Source organism: Protofrankia sp. CiP1_Cm_nod1 (assembly GCF_920888515.1).
Lineage (GTDB): Bacteria > Actinomycetota > Actinomycetes > Frankiales > Frankiaceae > Protofrankia.
This window is the reverse complement of record NZ_CAKKTM010000027.1, coordinates 1-22,833: the sequence shown is the minus strand read 5'-3', so window position 1 is coordinate 22,833 and position 22,833 is coordinate 1. Positions and strand designations below refer to the sequence as shown.

The 22,833-nt window shown below is 68.9% G+C and carries 17 protein-coding genes and 2 pseudogenes; 8 read left to right on the top strand and 11 right to left on the bottom strand.

Annotation, left to right across the window (positions count from 1 at the left end; translation table 11 throughout):
* Window positions 1-103: 103 nt before the first annotated feature.
* Window positions 104-385, top strand: a complete 282-nt coding sequence (locus NBX02_RS01855; RefSeq protein ID WP_250280558.1) for a type II toxin-antitoxin system Phd/YefM family antitoxin — start codon at window positions 104-106, stop codon at window positions 383-385.
* Entirely contained in the window at window positions 382-657 is a 276-nt protein-coding gene (locus NBX02_RS01850) for a type II toxin-antitoxin system RelE family toxin (RefSeq protein WP_250280559.1), read from the top strand. Before NBX02_RS01855 ends, NBX02_RS01850 begins: the two co-directional genes overlap by 4 nt.
* Before the next feature lie 14 nt (window positions 658-671).
* On the opposite strand, the gene NBX02_RS01845 is transcribed toward NBX02_RS01850, so the two are convergent.
* On the bottom strand, window positions 672-1,853 hold the full coding sequence (locus NBX02_RS01845; RefSeq protein WP_250289689.1) for an epoxide hydrolase family protein: 1,182 nt from the start codon (window positions 1,851-1,853) through the stop codon (window positions 672-674).
* A gap of 91 nt (window positions 1,854-1,944) precedes the next feature.
* Here NBX02_RS01845 and NBX02_RS01840 point away from each other — a divergent pair, with 91 nt between their 5' ends.
* Window positions 1,945-2,343 carry a YccF domain-containing protein gene (locus tag NBX02_RS01840; protein ID WP_250280565.1) on the top strand — a complete coding sequence of 133 codons (399 nt, stop codon included), beginning with the start codon at window positions 1,945-1,947 and terminating at the stop codon, window positions 2,341-2,343.
* Between the two features lie 230 nt (window positions 2,344-2,573).
* A pseudogene (locus NBX02_RS01830) lies at window positions 2,574-3,448 on the top strand (ATP-binding protein).
* 164 nt (window positions 3,449-3,612) lie between these two features.
* On the opposite strand, the gene NBX02_RS01825 reads toward NBX02_RS01830, so the two are convergent.
* From NBX02_RS01825 to NBX02_RS01810, 4 genes are all read right to left on the bottom strand, one after another.
* The gene (locus NBX02_RS01825) at window positions 3,613-4,026 is read right to left on the bottom strand and encodes a MarR family transcriptional regulator (RefSeq protein ID WP_250289685.1); all 414 of its coding nucleotides are present in this window, start codon (window positions 4,024-4,026) and stop codon (window positions 3,613-3,615) included.
* Window positions 4,027-4,371: 345 nt separating this feature from the next.
* On the bottom strand, window positions 4,372-4,743 hold the full coding sequence (locus tag NBX02_RS01820; RefSeq protein WP_250280573.1) for a DUF2752 domain-containing protein: 372 nt from the start codon (window positions 4,741-4,743) through the stop codon (window positions 4,372-4,374).
* A 172-nt stretch (window positions 4,744-4,915) separates the two neighbouring features.
* Complete coding sequence (locus NBX02_RS01815; RefSeq protein WP_250280575.1) at window positions 4,916-5,503, bottom strand: NINE protein; 588 nt, start codon at window positions 5,501-5,503, stop codon at window positions 4,916-4,918.
* 542 nt (window positions 5,504-6,045) lie between these two features.
* Window positions 6,046-7,020, bottom strand: a complete 975-nt coding sequence (locus tag NBX02_RS01810) for a nucleotide-binding protein (RefSeq protein ID WP_250280577.1) — start codon at window positions 7,018-7,020, stop codon at window positions 6,046-6,048.
* A 190-nt stretch (window positions 7,021-7,210) separates the two neighbouring features.
* Here NBX02_RS01810 and NBX02_RS01805 point away from each other — a divergent pair, with 190 nt between their 5' ends.
* The 3 genes from NBX02_RS01805 to NBX02_RS01795 all read left to right on the top strand — a co-directional run bounded on the left by NBX02_RS01805 (window position 7,211) and on the right by NBX02_RS01795 (window position 14,368).
* Window positions 7,211-11,848 (top strand): tetratricopeptide repeat protein, encoded by a 4,638-nt coding sequence (locus NBX02_RS01805; protein WP_250280579.1) that lies wholly within the window; start codon window positions 7,211-7,213, stop codon window positions 11,846-11,848.
* A 2-nt stretch (window positions 11,849-11,850) separates the two neighbouring features.
* Window positions 11,851-13,368, top strand: a complete 1,518-nt coding sequence (locus tag NBX02_RS01800) for an AAA family ATPase (RefSeq protein ID WP_250280581.1) — start codon at window positions 11,851-11,853, stop codon at window positions 13,366-13,368.
* Between the two features lie 583 nt (window positions 13,369-13,951).
* A complete protein-coding gene (locus NBX02_RS01795) occupies window positions 13,952-14,368 on the top strand; it encodes an SRPBCC family protein (RefSeq protein ID WP_250280584.1) in 417 nt (138 codons plus the stop codon).
* 269 nt (window positions 14,369-14,637) lie between these two features.
* Here the strand turns inward: NBX02_RS01795 and NBX02_RS01790 are convergent, their stop codons facing one another.
* Entirely contained in the window at window positions 14,638-16,293 is a 1,656-nt protein-coding gene (locus tag NBX02_RS01790) for an AMP-binding protein (protein WP_250280586.1), read from the bottom strand.
* A 279-nt stretch (window positions 16,294-16,572) separates the two neighbouring features.
* Window positions 16,573-16,932 (bottom strand): hypothetical protein, encoded by a 360-nt coding sequence (locus NBX02_RS01785; protein WP_250280588.1) that lies wholly within the window; start codon window positions 16,930-16,932, stop codon window positions 16,573-16,575.
* A gap of 485 nt (window positions 16,933-17,417) precedes the next feature.
* On the opposite strand from NBX02_RS01785, the pseudogene NBX02_RS01780 reads away from it, so the two are divergent.
* Window positions 17,418-17,759: pseudogene (locus NBX02_RS01780) on the top strand (glycerophosphodiester phosphodiesterase family protein); the annotation flags it as partial.
* 181 nt (window positions 17,760-17,940) lie between these two features.
* Here NBX02_RS01780 and NBX02_RS01775 read toward each other — a convergent pair.
* The 4 genes from NBX02_RS01775 to NBX02_RS01760 form a co-directional block, all read right to left on the bottom strand.
* On the bottom strand, window positions 17,941-19,647 hold the full coding sequence (locus NBX02_RS01775; RefSeq protein ID WP_250280593.1) for a TerD family protein: 1,707 nt from the start codon (window positions 19,645-19,647) through the stop codon (window positions 17,941-17,943).
* Window positions 19,644-20,177 carry a hypothetical protein gene (locus tag NBX02_RS01770; protein WP_250280595.1) on the bottom strand — a complete coding sequence of 178 codons (534 nt, stop codon included), beginning with the start codon at window positions 20,175-20,177 and terminating at the stop codon, window positions 19,644-19,646. The genes NBX02_RS01775 and NBX02_RS01770 overlap by 4 nt, the downstream gene beginning before the upstream one ends.
* Before the next feature lie 54 nt (window positions 20,178-20,231).
* Window positions 20,232-21,461, bottom strand: coding sequence for a toxic anion resistance protein (locus NBX02_RS01765; protein ID WP_250280597.1), 1,230 nt, complete (start codon window positions 21,459-21,461; stop codon window positions 20,232-20,234).
* A 573-nt stretch (window positions 21,462-22,034) separates the two neighbouring features.
* A partial coding sequence (locus NBX02_RS01760) for a DNA polymerase (protein WP_250289683.1) occupies window positions 22,035-22,833 on the bottom strand: 799 nt, incomplete at its 5' end.

Sequence of the window (22,833 nt, the reverse complement as noted above, 5' to 3'; positions counted from 1 at the left end):
ACCGGCTCGTCACCCATAAGGGCTTCCCGCCATCCGGCCGGACCACAGGCGGCTGACATGGTGCACCCAGTCAGGTACTCCCAGATGAGCCAGAATTCTGTACATGACGACGCTTCCCCTTGCCGAGGCCCGGGCTCGGCTGTCCGAGCTTGTCGCTGCTGCGCAGACCACCCACGAACGTTTCGAGATCACCCGTAACGGACGCCCAGCGGCGGTACTGGTCGCCACCGACGACTACGAGGCGATGCAGGAGACCATCGCGGTCCTCGCCGACGGCGAGCTCATGCAGGCCGTCACGGAAGGGCTTGCTCAGCTCCACACCGGTGACGTCCTCGACGAGGACGAACTGGCCGGCTACCTTCGCCGCCACGGTCGCGGCGGGTGACGGCAGGCCGATACCGGCTACGAATCGCCCGGGGCGCCGCCCGCGCCATCGCCGAAACGCTGCCCGAAAAGGTCGCGACCGCCGCCCACAAGTTCGTCACCGGACCTCTGCTCGACGCCCCGCACCTGGTCGGCAAACCCCTCGACCCGCCGTTCGCGCCACTGCGGTCGGCACGACGCGGGCCCTATCGGGTCATCTACCTCATCGACGGCACCAGGCATGTCGTCGAGGTCACCGCGATCCGCCACCGCGGGGACGCCTACCACACCTGAACGCCGGCCAGCGCTCACCGCGGCCCGTCAGGTACATCGTCACGAGCCACCCGCAGCGGTAGCAGGCGGAAGAAGGTGCGGAGTTCGTCGACGAAGAGGGCTGGTTGTTCGAAAGCGGCGAAGTGGCCACCGCGGGCCGGCTCGTTCCAGTAGCGAAGGTCCCGGAAGCGGGTCTCGACCAGCCGGCGGGACAGCCGGACCGGCTCCCCCGGAAAGATCGAACATCCGGTCGGGACGGTCACCGCCTCCTGCGGACGGCTACGGAAACTCTCCCAGTACAGCCGGGCCGAGGACGCGCCGGCCGCCGGCAGCCAGTACATCATCACGTTGTCGAGCAGCTGGTCCCGGGTGAAGATCTTCTCCGGGTGCCCGTCGCAGTCCGTCCAGGCGTGGAACTTCTCCACGATCCAGCCGGCGAGCGCGGCCGGGGAGTCCACCAGGCCGTACCCCACGGTCTGCGGGCGGGTGGACTGCTGGGTCGAGTAGCCCGTCCCCGCCGCCCGGAAACGCCGGCCCGCGTCGAGTGCGGCCTGGTCCCGCTCGTCGAGTTCCCCCAGCTCCGCCGTGGCCGCGCGGACGTCCACCGATGGCAGGGTCAGATGCAGGCCGAGCACGGCGTCCGGATGGCGGCTGGCAAGCTCCGCCGACACCCTCGCCCCCCAGTCGCCGCCCTGCGCCACGTACTGGTCGTAGCCGAGCGTAGCCATCAGCCCCGCCCACGCGTCGGCGATCCGTGGCACCCCCCAGCCGGGGCCGGTCGGCTTGTCGCTGAACCCGTATCCCGGCAGGGATGGCAGGACGAGGTGGAACGCGTCGGCGGCCGAGCCGCCGTGGGCGACCGGGTCGGTCAGCGGCCCGATGACGTCCAGGAACTCCACGACCGACCCGGGCCAGCCGTGCGTCATCACCAGCGGCACCGCGCCGGGATGCGGCGAGGTCACGTGCAGCACGTGGATGCCCAGCCCGTCGACGTTCACCCTGAGCTGGCTGAACGCGTTCAGCCTGCGCTCGAGCGCCCGCCAGTCGTACTCCCGCTCCCAGTAGGCGCACAGCTCGCGCAGGTACTCCGACGGGATGCCCTGGGACCAGTCGGAGACGGTCTCGCGCTCGGGCCAGCGGGTCCGGCGGAGCCGGTCACGCAGGTCGTCCAGGTCGGCGTCCGGGATCTCGATGCGGTACGGGGCCGCCTCGGCCATGAGCTTTCCAGTCCCTTCGTCGGTCCGTCCGCGGCGGAAGTGTCCGCTGCTCGGTCGTGCGGTCCCGGATTCAAGGAGGAGGATGGGAGGTATGCGTCTGATATTGAACCTGATATGGCTGGTGCTGTGCGGGTTCTGGATGGCACTGGGCTATGTCATCGCCGCACTGATCTGTTTCGTCCTGATCATTACTATTCCGTTCGGGATCGCCTCGCTGCGCATCGCCAACTTCGCCCTGTGGCCGTTCGGCCGCCGGGTGGTCGACCACCGTGACGCGGGCGCGCCGTCGCTGCTCGGCAACCTGCTGTGGATCGTGTTCGCGGGCTGGTGGCTGGCACTCGGCCATCTGACGACCGGCCTGCTGCTGTGCCTGACGATCATCGGTATCCCGCTGGGGCTCGCGAACTTCAAACTGATCCCGGTCTCGCTGCTGCCGCTGGGCCGGGAGATCGTCCGCATCGACGGCCCCGACCGCCTCGCCTTCCGCTGAGCATCTCGCCGTCTCCTGGCCACGGCTCGCTCCTGGCCACGGCTCGCTCCTGGCCACGGCTCGCTCCTGGCCACGGCTCGCTTCTGGCCACGGCTCGCTTCTGGCCACGGCTCGGCAAGGTCTCCGATCGGACGCCCGGCAACGCGGGATCGGGCACGGTCGAGCCGGGCGGGCCAGGTTCGACCATGCGATCGGGATACTAGATGGTGTGCAATTGGTAGAGTAGTCGTGTGATCGACTATCGGCGTCGAATCATCGACAACACGCTGGACGAGCTTCAGCCGCATCTTCGCGCCTTGTCGATCCATGGGCCGAAGGGGGTCGGCAAGACCGCGACCGCGATGCGGCGTGCCGGATCGGTCATCGACCTCAGTCTTCCCGCTCAGCGTGAGATCGTGGCCGCCGACCCGTCGATTCTGACCCGTCTGCCCGGGCCGGTGCTGGTGGACGAGTGGCAGCGCCTTCCCGAGATGTGGGACCACGTGCGCCGTGCGGTCGACGCTGGTTCGCCGCCCGGTCACTGATCCTCGACGCGGCTACCGCTGGGCTGGCGAACAAGCCAGCCAGCGGGACGACGCTCGCTTATCGCGACGCTCTGTCCTCATTGTGGCTGCTCGATGCGATAGCGCCGTGGATCCCCAGCCGGAACCACCTGGACCGGCTCGGCCAGTCCCCCAGGCACCATCTGGCCGGCCCCGCTCTGGCCGCACGACTGCTCGGACTCGATACCGCCTCGCTGCTGCGAGCCGAGCAGGGCAGCACAGAGCTGTCAGCGGGCACGATCCTCGGTGCGCTGTTCGAGCACCTTGCCGCGCTCAGCATCCACACCTACGCCGAGGCTGCTGAGGCTCGGGTGGGACACCTGCGCACCCGCAACAACGACCACGAAGTGGATCTGATAGTCCAGCATGCGGACGGCCGAGTAGTGGGGATCGAGGTCAAGCTGGCCGACCGGGTCGAGGACGCCGACACCAGGCACCTCCGATGGCTTCACGACCGGATCGGAGAAGACCTGATCGATGCTGTCGTCATCTACGCGGGCGAGCATGCCTACCGCAGGCGTGACGGCGTTGCCGTCGTACCGTTGGCGCTGCCTGGCCCATGATCACCGCGAGCGGCCACGAAGGGGTGATCGAAGTGCTGAGGGAGTCCTCGTCGTCGGCGTCCGGAGCCGTGTCGAAGACACCGCCTTCGTCCATGAGGGCATATCGAAACCGGCCCCGTCCGGGACGACGGGACCACGCCGCCGGGCCTCGGCCCGGCGGTGGATCAGGGCTGCGCCTCGCGGCCCCAGGCGGCCAGGCCGGCGACGAAGCCGGCGCGGTCACGGGGGGAGAGGCTCGCCATGGCGCGCAGGAGTGGCGCCGCGCGGATAGCGATGAACGACAGAACGGCCGGCCGGTACTCCTGCTGGAGGGAGACCAGGGTGCGGCGGCGATTAGCCGGGTCCTCCTGACGCTCGACAAGGCCGGCGTCGCTGAGGTTGCCGACGAGCTCACTGGCAGTCGACAGCGTCACGCCCAGCCGTCCCGCCAACTCGGTGACGCTGAGCTGCTGCCCGGTCAGCAACTGGGTCAGGACCGCGCCGTGGCGGGCGGTGAGCCGGCGCCTGCTGAAGATCTCCTGGAGCGCGGGCGGCATCTCCGAACGGGCCCGCTGGAAGTAGGCCGCCAGCAGCGGCACGTACCGCAGAACCTCGAGGTCCCGTTCCGTTGGCGAGACCGCCGTCTCCGGCGGGGCCGGTCCGTCCGGAGACGGCGGTGCCGGTTGTGTCCGGCCGGGTGCGGCCGCGTCTGTCCGCTGTTCGTGTGGCACGCTACGATCCTAATAAGGTTCGCATATTCAAAGCATGAGCCGATCCGAACCATCCACCCGGAAGGACGCGGGGCGCATGACATCGTCGATCACCTGTGCCGCCGCGAGAGCCCGAACATCATGAGCCGGCGCTCCTGCCCCATGGCCGCCTCATGGCGCATCGGTAAGGTGGGCTGTCACAGGACGTCACCACCGCTCAGGTGGACGTAGGAGTCAGGTGGACGTCGGAGTCAGCGGCCATCCGGGCAGGTTACGCACAACCATCCAGACGAGCGCGGCGCCGGCCAGGCCGTAGGCAAGCGGTCCGGGAACGCGCGCCCGTTCACCCAGAGCGGCCGCGCGCGCCTGCCGCCAGAGCAGATATATCAGCAGCGGGCTGCAGAGCAGCACGAAAAGGTTGTCATGCACCGCGGCCCGTACCTGGCCGTGAAGCAGGTCGTGGACCAGGCGAAGACCTCCGCACGCCGGGCAGTCGAACCCCGTGACAAGCTTTGTCGGGCACATCGGCATGACCACATCTGGATCATGCGGGTCGGCGACAAAAAGATAGCCGACGCCCAGCACGCACAACGGCGCGCTGAGCATCAGCCACTGACGGGCGGCAGTCCTGCCCGTACGGCTCCCAGTACGGTGACCACCGACGTCGTCCCGGTCCGGACGCCACGGTTCCCGCGACCTGGATGCCGTCCCAGCGCCGCCGGAAGAACAACACTCACGAAGCTTCCGGAAAGCCCGGCGACAGTATGCGATCATCGCGCTAGTCGCGGAGCGGGCGGCCATAACTGTCACGGACGTTGCCGGTGAGGATCATGATCCCATCGATCAGCGCCCAGATCCCGAGCCCACCACAGGTGAACAACTGGGCAAGCGCGATACCGGTATTCCCCAGATACCATCGCCCGGCCCCGACTCCACCCAGGAAAATCTGCAGGAGCCCGGCAACCAGCTTCTGTTTGTCCGAGTACGGCTCACCGGTCACCGGGTGGCGCCCGAACGGGGCCGACGGGTCGTACGCTCCCTGGCCGTAGCCCTGCGGGACGGGATAGCCAGGCGCCGGTGGATAACCGGGACCGGCCTGGTAACCAGGACCCGGCGGATACCCCGGGGCCGGTGGGTAACCGGAGCCCGGCGGGTATTCGGGACCCGGCGGGTATTCGGGACCAGCCTGGTAGCCGGGCTGCGGATACCCGGGAGCCGGTGGGTAACCGGAGCCTGGCGGATACTCGGGACCGGCCTGGTAGCCGGGCGGATACCCCGGAGCCGGCTGGTAGCCAGGACCGGTCGCACCGGGCTGGTCCCCGTAACCCGGCGACTGGCCGCGGTCCGGTTGTTCAGGTGTAGTCATCGAGTTCCCCAAGGAATCAGTGTTTACCCGCGCCGGGCAACCGGGTCCGACGTGCCGGCCCGCCCGCTGAATCGTGGGATGCCAGCAGAGCAAGGTCACGCTCTGCATTTCCCACACTACCGTCGGAGATGTCGATCAGAACAGTTCCGACCGGATGACCGGAGATCCCGGCGGGAGACAGAAGTTCTTCCGCCCGCGGCGCCTGCCGCGGGAATCCCGTACAGCCCGGTTCAATCAACAGCAGGACAATCGAAACATAAGATCGACGATCATCTGGCCGCGCCGCCCAGCGCCAGATGCTCGTCGAGCAGAGCCCACCCCCGTACAAGCGACACCCCTGACCGGCCGAAACCACCGACGGAGCTGACCAGAACATCAGCATACAGATTATGTCGATCCAGTCATGAGCCCACACCGATATCGCCGGGCCGGCATCCGAAGCGTCACCGGGAGAGAACACAGCCGAGTAACCGTGGCCGCACGTCGTTTCCGCCGGCCCGCCCCGGCTGACGTTCCGTCTCGGTCCGGGCCGCTGCGGGGGTTCAGGTCACCGGGACGGCGCCCACGGCCGGTGGCCGGGGTGCGACGGTTGCCTCGAAATCCCCGGCGGAATGCCAGTCGACGCCGCCGAGATCGGTCGGGCAGCCGGCCGCGGCCAGTCGCTGGGCCAGTTCCTGACGACGTTGGCTGTCGTTGCTCAACCGCAGGACGAGGCGGCCGCCGATGTCGCTGAAGGGCCGCACTTTCCCCACTTCGACGAGGACGGTGCGCCGCGCGTCCATGGCCATCGCCATGCCGGCCTCGAACAGGACGTTCGCGCGCGGCTGCCCGGTGTACTCCCTTTCGTGGGCAGGCTCGTCCGGGCGCCAGAACGCCGGGGCGAGACGGGCGTCGTCGTCCGGGGTCAGCAGCACCACGATCGCCCGTGCCAACGCGAACGCCTCGTTGAGTATCTCGCCGATGTACGGGGTCGGGCGGCCCGTCGCCCGCACGGCTTCGTTCCATTCGAGCGGCCGCAGGCCCACCGCCCGGAGAAAGGCGAACATCGCGTCCCGCGCCGCGGTGTTGCGGCCGTGCACGACGAAGACGGCCCGCGGATCCGGCCCGCCCGCCCCGGCCAGGGCCGCCGGGGCGGGCGGTGTGCTCGGGGCGGGCGGTGTGCTCGGGGCGGCCGTGCCGGCCGAAGCGACCGTGAGCGACGCCGGCCAGGCGATCATCTCGTCGGTCACGTCCCGCCCCCAGCGGGCCACGACCTCCTCCGCGGTTGTTCCCGCGTAGGGTCTGCGGACGGGGTCGGCGTGTACCAGCGAGAGCAGTTTTTTCGCCGGGAGATCCGTCCGGTTGATACGGAGCCGATCAATCATCTCCGGGAAGATGTTCCGGCCGCACAGGAAGATCGGACGACCCGCCCGGTAGGGCGCCAGGACACGTTCCTCGAGTTCCCGGTCGTCGAGGTCGAGTTGTGTTATCTCGTCGTCGGGGCCGGACCCCAGGCTGACACGGATATGGTAAGGCAAAATCCCTCCATTGCCCGTCCATTGGGCCTCTGCTGTGCCGAGGACCCAGGCCCGCCCTGGGCCTTCACCGGCCGGCAGCCGGGCTGCGGATTGATGCTACACTCGGCCAGCCTGCGCATCGGCACGGTTATGGCGTCGGGGGCGCCAGGATGCGTCCCCCGGGCGACTGACACGATGTCCGGGGGTAGCTGTGAAACTCTCGATCATTCGGCGGCGGGTACCGCTCGGCGCGGTGCTCACGGTCAAACTGCGCAGCGGCGAAACCGTGATCGGCGCGCTCCTCGCCGTCGAGGACGACGACTGCCTCGTTGTCGAGGTCGACCAGCGTGAATCACTCATCCTGGCCGAGACGATCGAAAAGATCGACTACAGCCCGGCCCAGACCGAGGAGAACACGGCCAACGGCGCGGCGCCGGTCATGGCGGCGCCTGCCGGGGCGGGCTCCCTCGCGCCGGCGGCCAGCTCGTCGCCTCCGTTGCCACCAGCGGCGTCGTTTCCGTCCCCGAACGGGCTCGCCGCGCCGCCAACGGCGGTGGTAGCGGCGGAACCAGTGGCATCCGAGGTCTCAACGCCGCCGGGCACGGCGCCAACAGCGCCGACGACGCCGGAGGAACCCCCCACCGCTCCGGCGCCGCCGGGACGGGTGGCCACCGCCAGCCCGCCGCACGCCGAGGCGCCCGGTACCGAGACGCCCGGTGCCGAGGCGCCCGCGGCCCATCTCGACCTCCTGCGGGAGCTGCATGCCAAACTCGCGCCGGACGTGCAGGACGCGCAGCTCGTTCCCGCCGCCCCGGACTTCCAGTCGCTGCCGGACCTGAAGCTCTACTACGACCTCGAGACCGTACTGGTGAACGATGTGCGGAAACGGTGGGACCAGGCCCGCAGCCGCTACGCCTACGCCACGAGGAACAACCTTTACGAACGTATCGACTACTGTGCCGCCGGCATCCGCGACCTGCTCGCCAAATATCCCTACCTGGCCGAGGGACACGCGCTTCTCGGCGCCCTGCTGTATGAGCGGGAGGATGTCGCGGGGTGCGGCGAGGAATTCTCGGAAGCGGTCGCCCTCGAATATGAGCCGGCCCTGTGTGACCTCGCCGCCTATCATCTGCTGACCGGTGACAAGGCGGCCGCGCGGCATTCACTGGCCGCGTATCTCGCACGCACATCGCCGGCCGACGATCCGCAGGCATGGCTGATGATGCTGAAACTCGTCGTCAGCGGCCGGGCCTTCGGCCTGCTCCGTCATGTCGCCGACACCGTGGTCGCGGCGGGACGGGGCATGAACGGCTCGCTCGCGAACGGGGTGGGCTACGTCGTCGTCGAGGCGTCCATTCCGGTGAGCCCGGAGCTGCAACGCCGGCTGGCCATCGCCGCCGGCCCCGCCGACCGTGACCGCGCCGCCGCGGAGGCGCTCGCCGGCATCCCGGTCGAGGCCGCGCGGCCGGTGCTCGTCCCGTCCGGGGCCGGCCGGCGCCGCACCAGCGCCGCATCCGGCTGGGCACAGCGAAAGGCGCCGGTCGCGGTACCGCAGAACGTCCGGGACGCCAGACGCCTCCAGGAACAGGCCGAGGAGTTCGCCCGGCACAGGCAGCACGGCCAGGCGATCAACCTGATCCGGCAGGCAATCGCTCTCGACCCGGCAAACGCCGCCCTGAAACGGCTCGAGGAGGAATGGGTCGCGGAGAGCCGGCACTCGGCGGTGCCGTCCGGTAACACCCCGTTCGCGCTCGCGGAACGCGCCAAACTTCTGCATCGTGACTATGCCGCCGCGGAACGTTTCTATCGACAGGCGATCGAGACCGACGACCGCCCCGAGAGCGCCGCCAAGAATCTCGCCTCTCTGCTGCACCAGATACACCGCTCCGACAAGGCGCTGGCGGTGCTGCGTGACTACGAGTCCTGGCACGAGGTCGCCAACCGCACGCAGTTCGACAACGTCGTGGCGGACATCGCCGCGCATTCGGGGAATATCGACCAGGCCGTTGAGCGGCTGACCGCCATGCTCGGCCGTACGCCGCGTCAGAACCACCCGCCGCTGCTCAACCGGCTGGCCACCGTCTACGCCCGGGACCGCCGGTACGACGAGGCCGAGAGGAAACTCGAGCAGAGCCTGCAGATCGCGCCGGACGACGCCTCGGCCAAGCGCCTGCTCGACACGCTGGTACAGGCACGCAAAACCGGCGTGTACAGCGAGGTCGACGCCATGGTCAAGGCCGGTTTCGCCGATGTCCGCAACGACAGCTTCAGCCCGGTGCTCAGTTTCGACCTCGACCGGTGCGAGTACGACTCGGTGGACGCCGTGAAGAAGTCGACGAAACAGTTCGAGCTGCGTGACGTCGACCGCGCCGAGAGCTTCGCCCGGCAGCGGGCCAAGGACGCCCGTGCCCACGACCGGGCCGGCGCCAACCTTTCGGCGGCCCGGATTCTTATCGACATCGGTTCCGACGACCTCTCCCGGATCCGGAGCAATCTGCGGTTCTACAGCGCGGCGATGGGCGACGCCATGGCGGCGGACCACAAACCGTTCGAGGCCATCCGGACCTATTACCAGGAGGCGCTGACGGTCAGCCCGAAATGGGAGGCCGACCTGCTCGGGGTGAAGCTGCGCCAGTTCCTGATGACGTTCTACGCGAGCAGTCCGGGCGATGTGCTCGACCCGGCGCCGCTGCGGGAGGCCCTCGAGTCCGCGCTCCGCACCTCCAGGCGCCAGTTGCTGGCGTCGCTGCTGCCGGTGACAGCGAAAAGCGTCGACCTCCAGAAACTGGTCGTCAACGCTGCCGCCTACACGAAGACGTTACGGGCGCAGGTTCTCGACGGGCTGCGGGAGGACATCGGCATCGAGCTCCCGCAGACCGGGCGCGACGAAGAGGACTTCGTCAACGCCTGGCTGACCGCGATCGACGTGCTGAAACGGCGCGCCGAGGAGACCGACCAGAACTTCCGCTTTCTCCACGAACAGGCCGGCGACCTGAGCACGCTCGGCCAGCAGAAGAACACCCTGGACCGCATCCAGCAGAGCAGCCCCACCGCGCTCGAGAGCCGGCTGCTGCGGGACGCGGCGGACCTGCTGAACGTCGTACGCGAGTACACCGCGCAGCAGAAATATCTCGAGCAGGAACGTCTCGCCAAAAAGACCGACGACAGCTGCCGGCAGCTCGTCCGGTTGGCCGAGGAGAACCGGACCCAGCTGACGATCGGCGGCCTGCTCCCGTATGTCCTCCGGTTGCGGAAGGCCGTACGCGACCACTTCGCCGAGGTGGAGAGCGCGGCGGAGCCGAACGAGCTCGACACCCACCTTATTGTCGACAACGTGTCGCTGCCGGACGACGGCGCGGTCGGTGTGCAACTCGCGGTGAAGAACCGGCTCGGTCACAGCCCGGCGAGCCGGGTGCGGCTGGAACTGCTACTCGGCCCGGACGACGTGTACACCGCGCAGCAGCGGCACTTCCCCGTCACGGAGGCGCTCGGCGCGGGCGAGTCGGAACCACTGACCATTCCGATAGTCGTCGCACCGGCGGCGCGCTCCGAGCACGTGGTCACCCTGCGCACCCGGGTGTCCTTTGTGACCCGTACCGGGCACGAAGTCGTCTCCGAAGAGACCCTGCACGGGCTCCAGCTCTACTCGAAGGACGATTTCAAGGGCTTCGCCAACCCGTACAGCGCCGGGCACCCGGTCAAGGATCCGAACATGCTCTTCGGCCGGGACAGCCTCATCGCCGAACTCGCCGAGGCGATCCAGCACACGGGCACTAAAAGCATCGTGATCTACGGGCAGAAACGAACTGGCAAGACCAGTATCTCGGACCATCTCAAGCCGCGCCTGACCCTGCCCATCGTCCCGGTGTCGTTCAGTATCAACGACATCATCGCCGACCTCGGCGCCGACAACCACGGCTTCGCCAGCTTCTTCTTCCGAGTGGCCCGCACCGTGTACGACGCGGTCGAGAAGCTGGCCGTCGGACGTGGTATTCCGCTCGACGTCCCGGAGCCACGGCTGGCCGATATCCGGGAGCTTCCGCAGGGCGCCCTGATCGATTTCATGAAGCTGGTCCAGCGCTGGCTCACCCGCTTTGACGACCTAGCGGACGTGCGCTTCGTCCTGCTCATCGACGAGTTCACGAACATCTACGAGGAAATCCGGAAGCGCAACCTGCCGGACACGTTCATGAAAGCCTGGAAGGGCCTGCTCGAACAAGGCAACTTCAGCGCCCTCGTCATCGGCCAGGACCTCACCCAGGAGTTCATGCGGAACTATCCGAACGAGTTCCAGGTCAGCCGGGTCGAGCGGGTGAACTACCTTTCCCGGGAGGACGCGAGGAAGCTTATCGAGGACCCGATCCGGATCGGCGGCCGGCAGGGGCCGACACGTTACCAGGGCAACTCTGTGGACATGATCCTCGATCTGACGGCCGGCAACCCGTTCTACATCCAGAAGTTCTGCGAGCGGCTGGTCAACTACCTCAACCGGGGCAGCCGCATGTATGTGGGGCCGGCCGACGTGAAGGCCGTTCGGGATGACCTGGTCGCGTCGTTGCACGACACCACCGACTTCGACAACCTGCTCAATCCCGGTGACGTCCGGCTGTCGGCCATTCCACCGAAAAAGGTGATCGACACGCTGCTGGCGTGCAGCCGCGGCTTCGGCGCCAGCCGCTATCTCGACCCGACCACCCCGGAAGCCGGCCTGCTGGGTTGGGATGTCCGCCTCATCCTTGATGATCTTCAACTCCGCGACGTCATCGAACCGCTTCCGCCCGACCGCTGGCGGATACGGGTGGGGCTTTTCGCGCGTTGGCTTCAGGTCAACTACGCGAGCCGGTCGTGATCATGGGTACTCTGATCAACCCGTACAGCTATGGTGGCATCGTCTTCGGCGAGCGGTTCGTCGGCCGCCATGACGAACGGGCCCGCCTGCTGCAACGCGTCGTCCACTCGGCCGAGGGAGATTCGGCAGCGCTGGTCGGCCCGCCTCGGACCGGAAAATCCTCCCTGGCCTGGGAAACACTGATGACGTCCACGGCACGGCACGACGCGCCACAGGTGATCCCCGTCTGGATCACTCTCGCGGACCGCACCGGACTCACCGATCTCATCCGCACGATACTGGAACTTGTATACGACGATCTGAGCAAAGTCGGCGGGCTGCGCGACAGCAGACTACGCGACCCCCTGGATGCGGCGATGCGCCAGGCACTCGACCCGGGGCGGGAATGGGACGAGTTCTATATGGACGCCAAGAAAACCCTGCGCCTGGTGAGACGGCATGGCTGGCGGGTGATTGTCGTCCTCGACGAGTTCGACAGCGCCCGCAAGATCTTCGACGATCCGAAATACGCCTTCGATGTGCTCCGCGCGCTGACGAACGAGCAGGATGTACGGGTCATCTGGGTCACCACGTCCAGACGGGAGCTGCAACAGATCGTCGATCAGGCGGGAAATGTCGGCTCGAACCTCCCTCACCTTTTCGAGGAAATTCCGGTCCGGTGTTTCGAGGACGACGAGCTGGCGGAGCTCGTCGGGCGGGCGGTCGACAGCGGCGTCAAGATCAACGTTGTCGACGTGCTGACGGCGCTGCGTGAACTCACCGGCGGTCATCCCTGGCTGTCGAGCCAGGCGCTGTCGGAGGCATGTTTCATGATTGCCCGGACGGGCCAGGTCGATTGGGCGCTGATCACCCAGAAAATGTTCCATCCCTTCACCAACTACTACGACGACCTGTGCAAGCTCCTCTCCGAGGACGGCCGGCTCGACCTGCTCCTGGAGATTCTTTTCGGGCCCCAGCTGAAAGCGAAGGTCCGGGACCTCCTCCAACTCGCCAACACCGGAATACTGGTACCGTTCGACAGCGGCTACCGCGCCTTCTCGGCACACTTCTCCGACTATCTTCGCCTGCAGGCCAGGACCACCGACACCTCGGAACTCTGGTCAGACGCGACCGACAGCCTCCGAGATCATGTTGACACCACGTTCCGCACGCTGTTCGACGATCCGTGGGACGCGGCGGTGGAGCGGGAGAAGCCGTCGAGCGCCCCCGTCCTGGCCCATCTGCGGCAGGCCCGGGAACAGGAGGCCCGCTCCTTCGGCCCGCTGGCCAGCGCCGATCTGCTGGACTTCGCCACGCCCTCGGAGCTCTGGTTCTTCATCGAGCTTTACTGGGAGCTTTTCCAGCCCGTTCTCGGGCCGGCGGACCCGAACGCGTGGCGACCGAAGTTCGCTGTGCTGAACAAGGTCCGCCAGCCACTGGCCACCAGCCCCACGGGCGCCGTCAGCGCGCGCATGCGACAGAACGCCCGCGACTACTGCACGGAAATCCTCGAGAAGCTGAACAAATCCTCCGCGCGCTGACCGGGCCTCACGCTCCCGACAGACACGACATCCCACGAGGAACCGGGACCACACCACGGCCACCAGCAGGTACCCCACCTGGCCACCCGCGGGGACCTCTACCTGGCCAACAACGAGGACTTTTTCATGGCCACGGACACACGGGGCTGCCGGTCGGCCTCTCGGCCTTTGGGGCGGCGAGCGAGCGGTCGCGGCGGGCCGATGTACCCCCGCACCGAAACCCGTCTGACGATTATCAAAGAAATGGTGCGCCGGCCCGCGCGGATTGCGCGGTTTTGATGATTCCCCTGCGCAAAGGGCCCGAAAAGCACTGTCATGTGACCGGCACCGCTTGACCGGGGCGGGCAACCGAATTATGTTGACCTTGTCGGCATCATTGATCCGTCGGTACACGACGGTTTCTGTCTCGATCCACCGAGAGCCGTTCGGCAATTCTTCCCGCCAGCGCGCTCCGGTGGTTCGGACAGTCCGGCGGGAGCCACGACGGCGATCTCGCCGGATGAATTGTCGCGACCGCAGTCAGGTCATGTGCCCCGACGCACCGAACAACCAACGAATCCGACCGTGGAGAGGACACCGGATCATGTGGGAGTACGAGCACTCGGCAACCGCGGAGGTCACCGCCGAGGCCGTGTGGAAACTCTACGTAGATACCGCTTCCTGGAGCATCTGGGACACGGGAATCGTCGGCCTGGCACTGGACGGGCCGTTTGTGCCCGGTACCACCGGAAAACTGACCCCCAAAGGACAGGACCCGGTGATCATCACCCTCGTCGAGGTGGAGGAGAACCGCTCGTTCATCGACGAAGCCAACCTCGGCGGCATCGTGCTGCGGGCAATCCACCGGCTCGAGCCACTGGCTGACGGACGCACCAGGATCACCCACCGCATCGAGATCACTGGCCCGGCCGCGGACACCCTCGGCCCACAGATCGGGCCGGCCGTCACCGCCGGCGTGCCGGAGACGATCGCGACACTGGCCAGGCTCGCGTCCGCCTGACCTCGGCACCGGCGCTGCTGCTTGCCCGAGACGGGCAGGGAACGGGCGGCGAACATACGCCGCCCTCCCTGATCGCGCCGGCCCCGCTGACCACGGCGTTCACCGAGCCGGACGAACGGCGGCGCGCCCCCGGCCCGGCGACGCCGCCGACCTGCCCCATGCTCCTGGCCCTGGCCCTGGCCAACGTGAACGACACACCCTGGTGTTCCCACAGCGGCACGCCCATACCCGTCCGGGCCCGCGTGCGGGACCAGGGTGAGCTCCATGGTTCAGGACTCGCCCCGGGCCAGCGCGCGGAGCCGGAACTTCTGGACCTTGCCGGTGGCGGTCATCGGGAGCTCGTCGACCAGGACGAGCCGTTCGGGCAGCTTCTGCGTGGCGATCCGGCGTTCGACGCGCAGGAAGTTCGTGATGTCCTCCAGCGTGGGTGACGCTCCCTTGACCGGGACGACGACGGCGCACGCCTTCTCACCGAGACGCTCATCCGGGTAGGCGACGACGGCGACCTGGGAGACGTCGGGATGCGCGACGATGTACCCCTCGATCTCGGCGGCGCTGATGTTGGTGCCGCCGCGGATGATGATGTCCTTGAGCCGCCCGGTCACCCGCAGGTAGCCGTCGGCGTCGAATCGGCCGAGGTCACCGGTGTGGTGCCAGCCCCCGCTGTCGATCGTCGCCGCGGTCCGCTCGGGATCACGCCAGTAGCCGAGGATCGCGCCTGGGCCCCAGTAGGTGATCTCACCCTCCTCGCCGGGCCCGACCGGGCCGTCAGGGCCGTCGAGCCTGATCTGGATGCCGTCGAGCGCGGGGGAACCGTCCGAGCCGGCGCGGCGCTCGATCGGGTCGCCGGGGTGGCAGCAGGTCGCCGCCATCAGCTCGCTGCAGCCGTAGAGCGGCATCAGCACACCGTTGCTGAAGGTCCGCTCGAACTCCAGGGCCAGCGTCTCGGGGATCGGCGCGCCGGCGCAGAGCCAGAATCGCATCGACGACAGGTCCCGCTTCGCCTCCGGTGCCGCGTCCAGCGCCATCCGGACGAACGGGGTCGCGGTCGCGGTGGCGGTGGTGCGGTACCGCTCGATCCGGCGCAGGCCCTCGTTCGGCTCCCAGATGTCGAGCAGATGCGTCTCGGCGCCGACGGCCAGCGGGACCAGCACACCGACGACCAGCCCGGTGGCGTGCGCGACCGGCGAGGGCATGAACATGACGTCCTCGGCGGTGAGCTGGAAGACGTCACGGGCCAGGCCGCGCCCGGAGAAGTCCAGCGTGTTCCAGGTGTGCACGCAGCCCTTCGCCGTGGACTCGGTGCCCGAGGTGTAGACGATGACGTGCGGGACGTCCGGCTCCGGGTACGGGCCGAACTCGTCCGGGCCGGGGATGGTGGCGGTGGCCTCGGCGAACGTCAGCTCGTCCGGGGCCGCGTCACCACGGGCGATCACGAGGGTTCCGAGGGCCGGGGCCTCGGCCTGCAGCGCGCGGAACATCGCCGCGTGGTCGAAGCCGCGGAAGGCCCCGGTGGTGATCGCGGCAACCGCGCCGGAGTTGCGCAGGACGTGGGCGATCTCCGTGTGCCGGTACACGGTCATGATCGGTACTGTGACCGCGCCGAGCCGCGCGAGCGCGAGGTAGGAGACCACGAACTCGGACCAGTTCGGCAGCTGGACGGCCACCCGGTCACCAGGCCGGACCCCGCGGCGCAGGAGCGCGGCGGCAAGACCATGGGCACGCTCACGGACCGTGGCATAATCGAGCTCGGTGGTGCCGTCGGAGACGAACCGGCGAGCTGGTGTCGCGTCCGCCCACCGATCGAGTAAGGCGGCGGCCGAGCCGTCCTGCCACCAGCCCTTCTCGCGAAACCTCCTGATCGATTCAGCGTCGTACCGGTCGTAGACCGTGAGCGTAGCCGTGTCTGTCTCCACACCGACCATCAGAACCTCCGCTTCGTCGTGGATACCTGAACGCGCATTCGTTTCGGCCGTGCGGGCCGGGCCGAAACGTCGGACGACAGGTGGCTCACCCCAGCCGCAAGCATGACCGGATCTTAGTAGCATAAGATCGATGTTTTCAATGGTTCGACCAAATAGTTGATTCAGGCAAGCATGTCCCCCCGCCCACGCACCCAGCCCCACGCACCCAGCCCCGCGGACCCCGCCGGCGGCGTCACGCGACAGCGATATCGCCGGCAGCGGCAGAGCGTCCCACGCGTCCTATGGCAAGAAAAACCGGTCCAGCGCGGCGAGGGCCCTGTTGGTGTAGGTTTGCCGCCCCGTCTCCAGGCCGTACGCGAAGTCCTCAAGGACGCTGCAGCGTGCGTAGCAGACAGCCCGTTCTCGCAGGGAGAACATCTGGTCGCGGACGGGCCGGAGCCTGTCGACGGCAGCCGTCAGCGCCGCGTCCCCGAGGTCACGGCAGAGCAGGCCGATGTCATAGGCGGGGTCGGTGAGCGCGGCGTCACTCCAGACGACCAGCTCACCGTTGACCAGGTAAGCCATGTTGTCGAGTCCCTCACCCAGGCGCTCGACCGAGTGGACCCGCAGACCGGGCAGATGTGCCGTGACAACATCCACGACAGTAGGCAAACTGGCGGTAGCGGCCTCTGTCCTCCCCGCGCCGGGAGCGCCGGCACACGCGACACCAGCCGCGCTTCCCACCCGCCGGTCAGGATCGGCGGTGTCACCGTGCGCGTTCACGACCGCATGATATTCGATCTTCGGCCGTACGCTCTCCGAGGTATCCGATAAGCCGCTCGGACAAAGCCCGCTACGAGAAGCAGGGGCCGGTCGCCTGGATCACCCTCAACCGTCCGGAGGTCAAGAACGCGATCGACATCGAAACCAGCGACCGCCCGTGCGAGATGTGGCCGGCCCGCCCCGGTCCGATGCCGGTGCCGGCTTTCCGGCCGACGGGTTCACCAGTTCGACGGCTGACCGACGGCGACAGGTAACACATGATCTGCGTGCTCGTTTTCTCCTGTCGGTTTGCTGTGCGATGCGTGCCGCCGGCGAAAGTCGCCGCCATTGCGCTGGAGTATGCGTGGACCGCCGTTCCGTGATTGCGGGTATCGCCGGTGGCCCCGCTTGCCGCCACCACCGTCGTCTCGACGGCTTCGGGCGCCTCGGCGGGCGCGGCGTCGGCTGACTCCGGTGGCAACCGGTGCCGGCCGACGCTGGTGATCGGGTATCGCGGCGCGTCAGGCTACCGTCCGGAGCACACCCTGGCCTCGTACGAACTGGCGGCCCGGCTGGGCGCCGACTTCGTGGAACCAGATCTTGTGCCCACCAGGGACGGCGTTCTGCTCTGCCGGCACGAGCCGGAGATCGGCGGCACCACCAACGTCGCCGACCACCCGGAGTTCGCCTCCCGCAGGGTGACCAAGATGCTGGACGGCGTGCCGGCCGCCTGACGGGATCACGGACCTGATCGCCCGCCTCCCGCGCCGCCCGCCCGTCCATCGAGCGTTTCCCGTGGGGCCCAGGGGCTGCTTGGCGCGCTCGGCCGGGCGGCGGAGCCGGGGCTCGGCGAGTAGTGATCGTCAGGATACCGGCGCTGTAGATCACGGTCGGCCGGCGGTGTCGCTACGGAACGTCACGCAGAGTTTCCCCGCCTGGACTCCAGTCCAGTGACCAGCCATAGCGTGCGCCGGCGTCGGCCTGGGCTCCTCTGAGGAAGTCGTTCTCCCGCCGGATGATCACGTCGTCCCGCACGATGTGGAACGACGCGACGACACAGATCCGGGCGCCCGCCGGCGCGTCACCCAGGCGGATCGTGAGCTGCTCACCCGTCCGGGCGTCGACGGTGAGCGCTGGTCGCAGCAGGGGCCATTCCGGCGCGGCGTGCAGTCCGTAGGCGAAGACGAAGAAGCGCCTGAACGTCTGGAGCGCACCCAGATCGACAAAGATCGTCTGCCCTTCCAGCTCGTCGCGGCGGCCGAGCCGCAGCACCTGGCGGGGGGCCGCGGGCCCGGGGGCGCTGACGGTGTCGCCGAGGTCCTGCATGAGGCCGGCCGCCCCGTCGTTCGCCTGCCAGAGACAGCCGAGGTGGATGTTGCTCGGGCGAGGCAGGCCGGTCCGGGTCTTCAGTGGCGTCCACCGCAGGGTCACGGTCATGGCGGTCGAGCCGCGTTTCTCCTCCGTCCAGGTGGTGGCCGGATGATCGTCATCGAGTGCGGCGACGTGTTCCATACGCTGTTTGTGACGTGATGAATGCTCTCCGTATCCGTCACGAATGGGTGGCCGCCGCGCCAGGGCACGGGTGGCCGTCGCACGGGCCACGGTTACGAGGACGGCCTCGTCGGGCCCGCCGAGGTCGAGCAGCGAACGGGTAGCCGCCGGCACGGGCGTGAGCGGTGCGGGTCCGGCCGGCGGTGCGGGTCCAGCCGGCGGTGCGGGTCCAGCCGGCGGTGCGGGTCCAGCCGGCGGTGCGGGTCCAGCCGGCGGTGCGGATCCGGTCGAAGGTACAGGTCCGGTCGAGGGTGCGGATCCGGCTGGCGGTGCGGGCGGCCGCGTCACGGCAGGATCCCGCTCGGCCGGCGGTACGTGTGGGGGCTGCGGGCGCGGGGGCGACGAGGGCCTGATCACCGGAGGTGACCGGTGCGGCTCGGTGCGCGGCGGGTGCAGGTGCGCGGCCACGTTCCGCCGGGTCCGGGCAGGCGAGGCCCGGGTGAGGAAGGCGGCCACCCTGCCGGGATGCACCGTCGCGATGTCTCGTCCGTCGGGCCCGGCGAGGCCCGCGAGACCGTCGACGTAGCCCTGTCCGATGGCCCGGAACTTCCATCCCCGCGGGTGACGGTAGATCTCACCGAAGATCATTGCCGTCTCCAGCCCGGTTTCCGAATCCAGGCTGTAGCGGGCGATCTCGACATTGTCGGCGTGGTTGCGGACCCGGACGTAGGCGTGGCGCACCGACCGGAACGTCTGCCCGCGCCCGGCCGCGTCGTAGATCGCCGCCCCGAACTGCACCTGGCTGACCTCGGCCGGCACGGCGGCCAACGTGACAACGAGTTTTTCCGCGTCACCGACGGGCAGGCGCGGCGGCGGGGACGCGCCAGCCCGTTCCGTCGGGTTCGGCACCTGATGGGCCAGAAGCACCTGGGGCGACGTCGCGCCGCCGCTGCCGGGTGCGCCACTGCCGAGGACGCCGCTGCCGAGGACGACAAAGCCGTCCACCTCGACGGCGGCCGGGCCAGGCCCGTCGCTCCAGCCGAGGCCGATGTCCACCCGTTCGATACCGGGCGCCTCCCCCGCCAGCAGCACGTTCCCGCCCCTGGGCAGGACGACAGTCATGAATCGAGGTCCGAACGGCGGAACTTGGCGTCCAGGAAACGCGCCTGGATCGCCAGCCTGGCGGCGTCCCCGGTGTAGACGAGGTCCTGTAGCTCGTTGGCGCCTTCGTCGAGCAGCTGAAGCTGGCGGATCAGGTCCTCGGCGGGTGTGGTGCCCGTGACACCGGGACGTCCGGCGTACTGGGCCGGCAACGCGGTGAAGTCGCCGAGGGCCTGCGGGAGGTACTCGTGGATGATGGCGGTGAGATGCCTCATCTCCTCCTCGCTCGCGGACTGGGCCTCGATGTGGCGCAGTAACGGCCGCAGGACGTCATCGATGTCACGTACGGTCGGCACCGCCCCGGGCGGCAGCCGGCCCCCGTCCGCGTTCGCCCTCGCGACGATCCCGGCGAGCTCCCGTTGCAGCTGTCTGACCTGGTGGACGACCTCGGCCGTGTTCCGCGGCCCGGAGCCGGCCGCCGGGGCGGCCTGGTTCCCGAGGTTCTCGTTCCTGGGGCCCCTGGCGGTGCCGGAACGCCGTCGGAAGAACACGGCACCTCCTGTCCGTACCGATCGTATGACGGCCGATCGGATGACGGGCGTCGCTCAGCGCTCGCTGGCGCGGGCCCGCTCCAGGTACGACTTCGAGCGTCCCACCTGGGTCTCGAGCGCGGCGACGGTCGCCACCATGCTCTCGACCGCCTTCGCCTTGTACGTGTCGATGGCGTCCATCGTCGCGAAGATGTTGTCGAATGCCTTCTGCAGGGCCTCGACGCTGACCGTGCTGGACGACGCCTGCTGCTGGAGCTGGCCCGACTGCTGGCGCAGCAGCTCACTGGTCGATATGATCATGTTGTTCGTCGTGGCGTTCAGCGCGTTGATCTGGTCGAGCACGAGCCGCTGGTTCGCCAGCGCCTGAGCGACGATCACCGCGGTGCGCAGCGCGGCGACGGTCGTCGTCTGCGCCCGGTCGACGCCCTTGATGAGCTCGATGTTGTTCTTGCGGACGAGGTCGAGGGCGAGATAGCCCTGCACGCTCACCGCCAGCTGGGTGAGCAGGTCCTGCTGGCGCTGGCGGATGGGGAACAGCGCGTCCGAGGTGAACGCGTCAGCGGCCCCCGGATCCGCGGCCCGCAGCTGATCGATCTTCGCCGAGACCGCGCTGTCGAGCGCCTTCGCGAGGGTCGCGTACTCGGTGAGCTTGCCCATCGCGGCCCAGAGCTCCGCCTTCTCCTGCTCGATGGCGGCATTGTCCTTGCGCAGCTCGTCCTGGCCGGAGTCGAGCGCCCTGATGATGGCGTCGAGCTGCTTCTGCGCCGACTGGTAGCGCTGGAAGTAGCTGGAGATCCTGCTGCCGAACGGCACCACGCCGAGTAACCTGCGGGCGCCCTTCAGATCGGCCCTCGCCGGGTCGAGCTCGGTCACCGTCTGGCGCAGTTCGACGAGCGTGCCGGCGACGCGCGCCTGGGCGTCACCGCCACGGCCACCGCGGGCGCTCCTGAGCGCCGCCGCCGGACGCTCGAGCATCCGGTTGGACGTCCGGGCACTCGCGACGATCTCCCGCTGGCCCATCGACGCGATATCGCCGATCTTGTCCTGGAACGCCGGACTTCTCGGGTCCTGCGTGGCGAGGTCATCGGCGAACGCCGCAGCCCTTCTGCGCAGCTCCGCCCGGGTCGCCTCGTCGAGCGGAATCATGCTGTCCACCCGGTCGTCGGCGACGACCGGAACAGGCGCCGGCGGGGAGAGCTCAAGCGCGCCGCCCGCGGACCCCGGCACGGCCGCCCTGGCCGCGGGCGGCGTCAGCGGCCCGCCCAGATCCAGCGAGTCCGACACGAACGTCACCTCCCAACCCGCGGCCGCACCCAGCTGGTGTCCGCGCCGCACAGGATGCCGGCGGTCTCGAGCCTACGCGGTATGCCGGACAGATCGTCAGCTACGTGGGCGGCGGCGGGCCCGACAGATCGGCGACATCACCGCACCGCGACCGGACACGGGACAGGGCCGCGACCGCACGCCGCGACGCGAGGACGCCCGTGCCCGCCGCGAGTTTCCCCGCGTCCCCGGCTCGCGTGTGTTCCACGGGCAGAGCGGCTCGGGAGGCCAGCGGCCCCAACCGCGGCCCACTCAAGGGGAAACGCGAGCGGGCAGCCTCGGTTCCTGGCGTCAGCTCCTGGAGCGCCGGTCAAGTAGCTCGGATCCCATACACGACCACCCGTCCAGGCCATGATCCAGGAGAGTTTGTCGTTGTGTACGCTTTTTGGCCACAAAAGCGTACACAACGACAAAATTACGCCGATCTTCTCCGGTGGCCGACGTCTATCGAAGCATGCCATCGTTCAGGGGGGATACGTATGGTTACCTGACCGGCGCTCTGGCGTCAGCTCCTGGCGTCAGCAGTTCCTGGCGTCAGCTCTTGGCGTCCGACCATCTGTCGATCACGGAGACGTCGGCGACGAAGCGGACCCCGCTTCCGCCCGCCCAGTAGGCGGCGGTCGTGGCCAGCGTCCGGTGCATCAGCGACACGGCGTCGTTCGCCCGGTCGGCGGGGACGTGCAGCAGCAGCTCGTCGTGCAGGCAGAGGACGATCGTGCCGCCGAGGAGCACCAGCTCCCGGCGGACGGTGACCGCCCACGCCTTGAACAGCTCAGCCGCGGCACCCTGGATGACGGCGTTACGGGCGAACCGGCCGCGCGCGGCCGCCACCCGGTCCATGGCCACCCGGTCCATGGCCACCCGGTCCATGGCCACCCGGTCCATGGCCACGCGATCCAGGGCCACGCGATCCAGGTCCGTCCGGGGCGGGCCGGGCCGATCCGGGCCGGCGGGGGCCGACGGCGCGGTGCGGACCAGCCGGCCGCCGAACGTCCGCAGGTCACCGCCGGCCCGACCGACCCCGTCGGCGGCGTCCAGGTAGGCGATGGCGCGCGGGTACGCCTGCCGCATCTGCCGCAGGGCCGCGCCGGCGGCACCGGAGGTCTGCCCGTACATCGCCGCCAGGACCGCGACCTTGGCGGTGGGCCGGTCACAGCCGAGCCGGGCCGCCACCGGCGCGTACATGTCGTCATCCCCGGTCGCCCGGGCCAGCGCGGGGTCGCCGGAGACGGCGGCCAGCACCCGCGGCTCGATCTGCCCGAGGTCGGCCCGCACGATCCGGTGACCGGGCTGGGCCGCCACCGCGGCCCGCAGGCCGGCGGGCAGGTTGTGC

Excerpts from the sequence above, each read along its gene's own strand:
- NBX02_RS01855 (WP_250280558.1), top strand. The coding sequence starts at position 104 with ATGACGACGCTTCCCCTTGCCGAGGCCCGGGCTCGGCTGTCCGAGCTT.
- NBX02_RS01845 (WP_250289689.1), bottom strand. The coding sequence starts at position 1,853 with ATGGCCGAGGCGGCCCCGTACCGCATCGAGATCCCGGACGCCGACCTG.
- NBX02_RS01840 (WP_250280565.1), top strand. The coding sequence starts at position 1,945 with ATGCGTCTGATATTGAACCTGATATGGCTGGTGCTGTGCGGGTTCTGG.
- NBX02_RS01820 (WP_250280573.1), bottom strand. The coding sequence starts at position 4,743 with ATGCTCAGCGCGCCGTTGTGCGTGCTGGGCGTCGGCTATCTTTTTGTC.
- NBX02_RS01815 (WP_250280575.1), bottom strand. The coding sequence starts at position 5,503 with ATGACTACACCTGAACAACCGGACCGCGGCCAGTCGCCGGGTTACGGG.
- NBX02_RS01800 (WP_250280581.1), top strand. The coding sequence starts at position 11,851 with ATGGGTACTCTGATCAACCCGTACAGCTATGGTGGCATCGTCTTCGGC.
- NBX02_RS01795 (WP_250280584.1), top strand. The coding sequence starts at position 13,952 with ATGTGGGAGTACGAGCACTCGGCAACCGCGGAGGTCACCGCCGAGGCC.
- NBX02_RS01790 (WP_250280586.1), bottom strand. The coding sequence starts at position 16,293 with ATGGTCGGTGTGGAGACAGACACGGCTACGCTCACGGTCTACGACCGG.
- NBX02_RS01775 (WP_250280593.1), bottom strand. The coding sequence starts at position 19,647 with ATGACTGTCGTCCTGCCCAGGGGCGGGAACGTGCTGCTGGCGGGGGAG.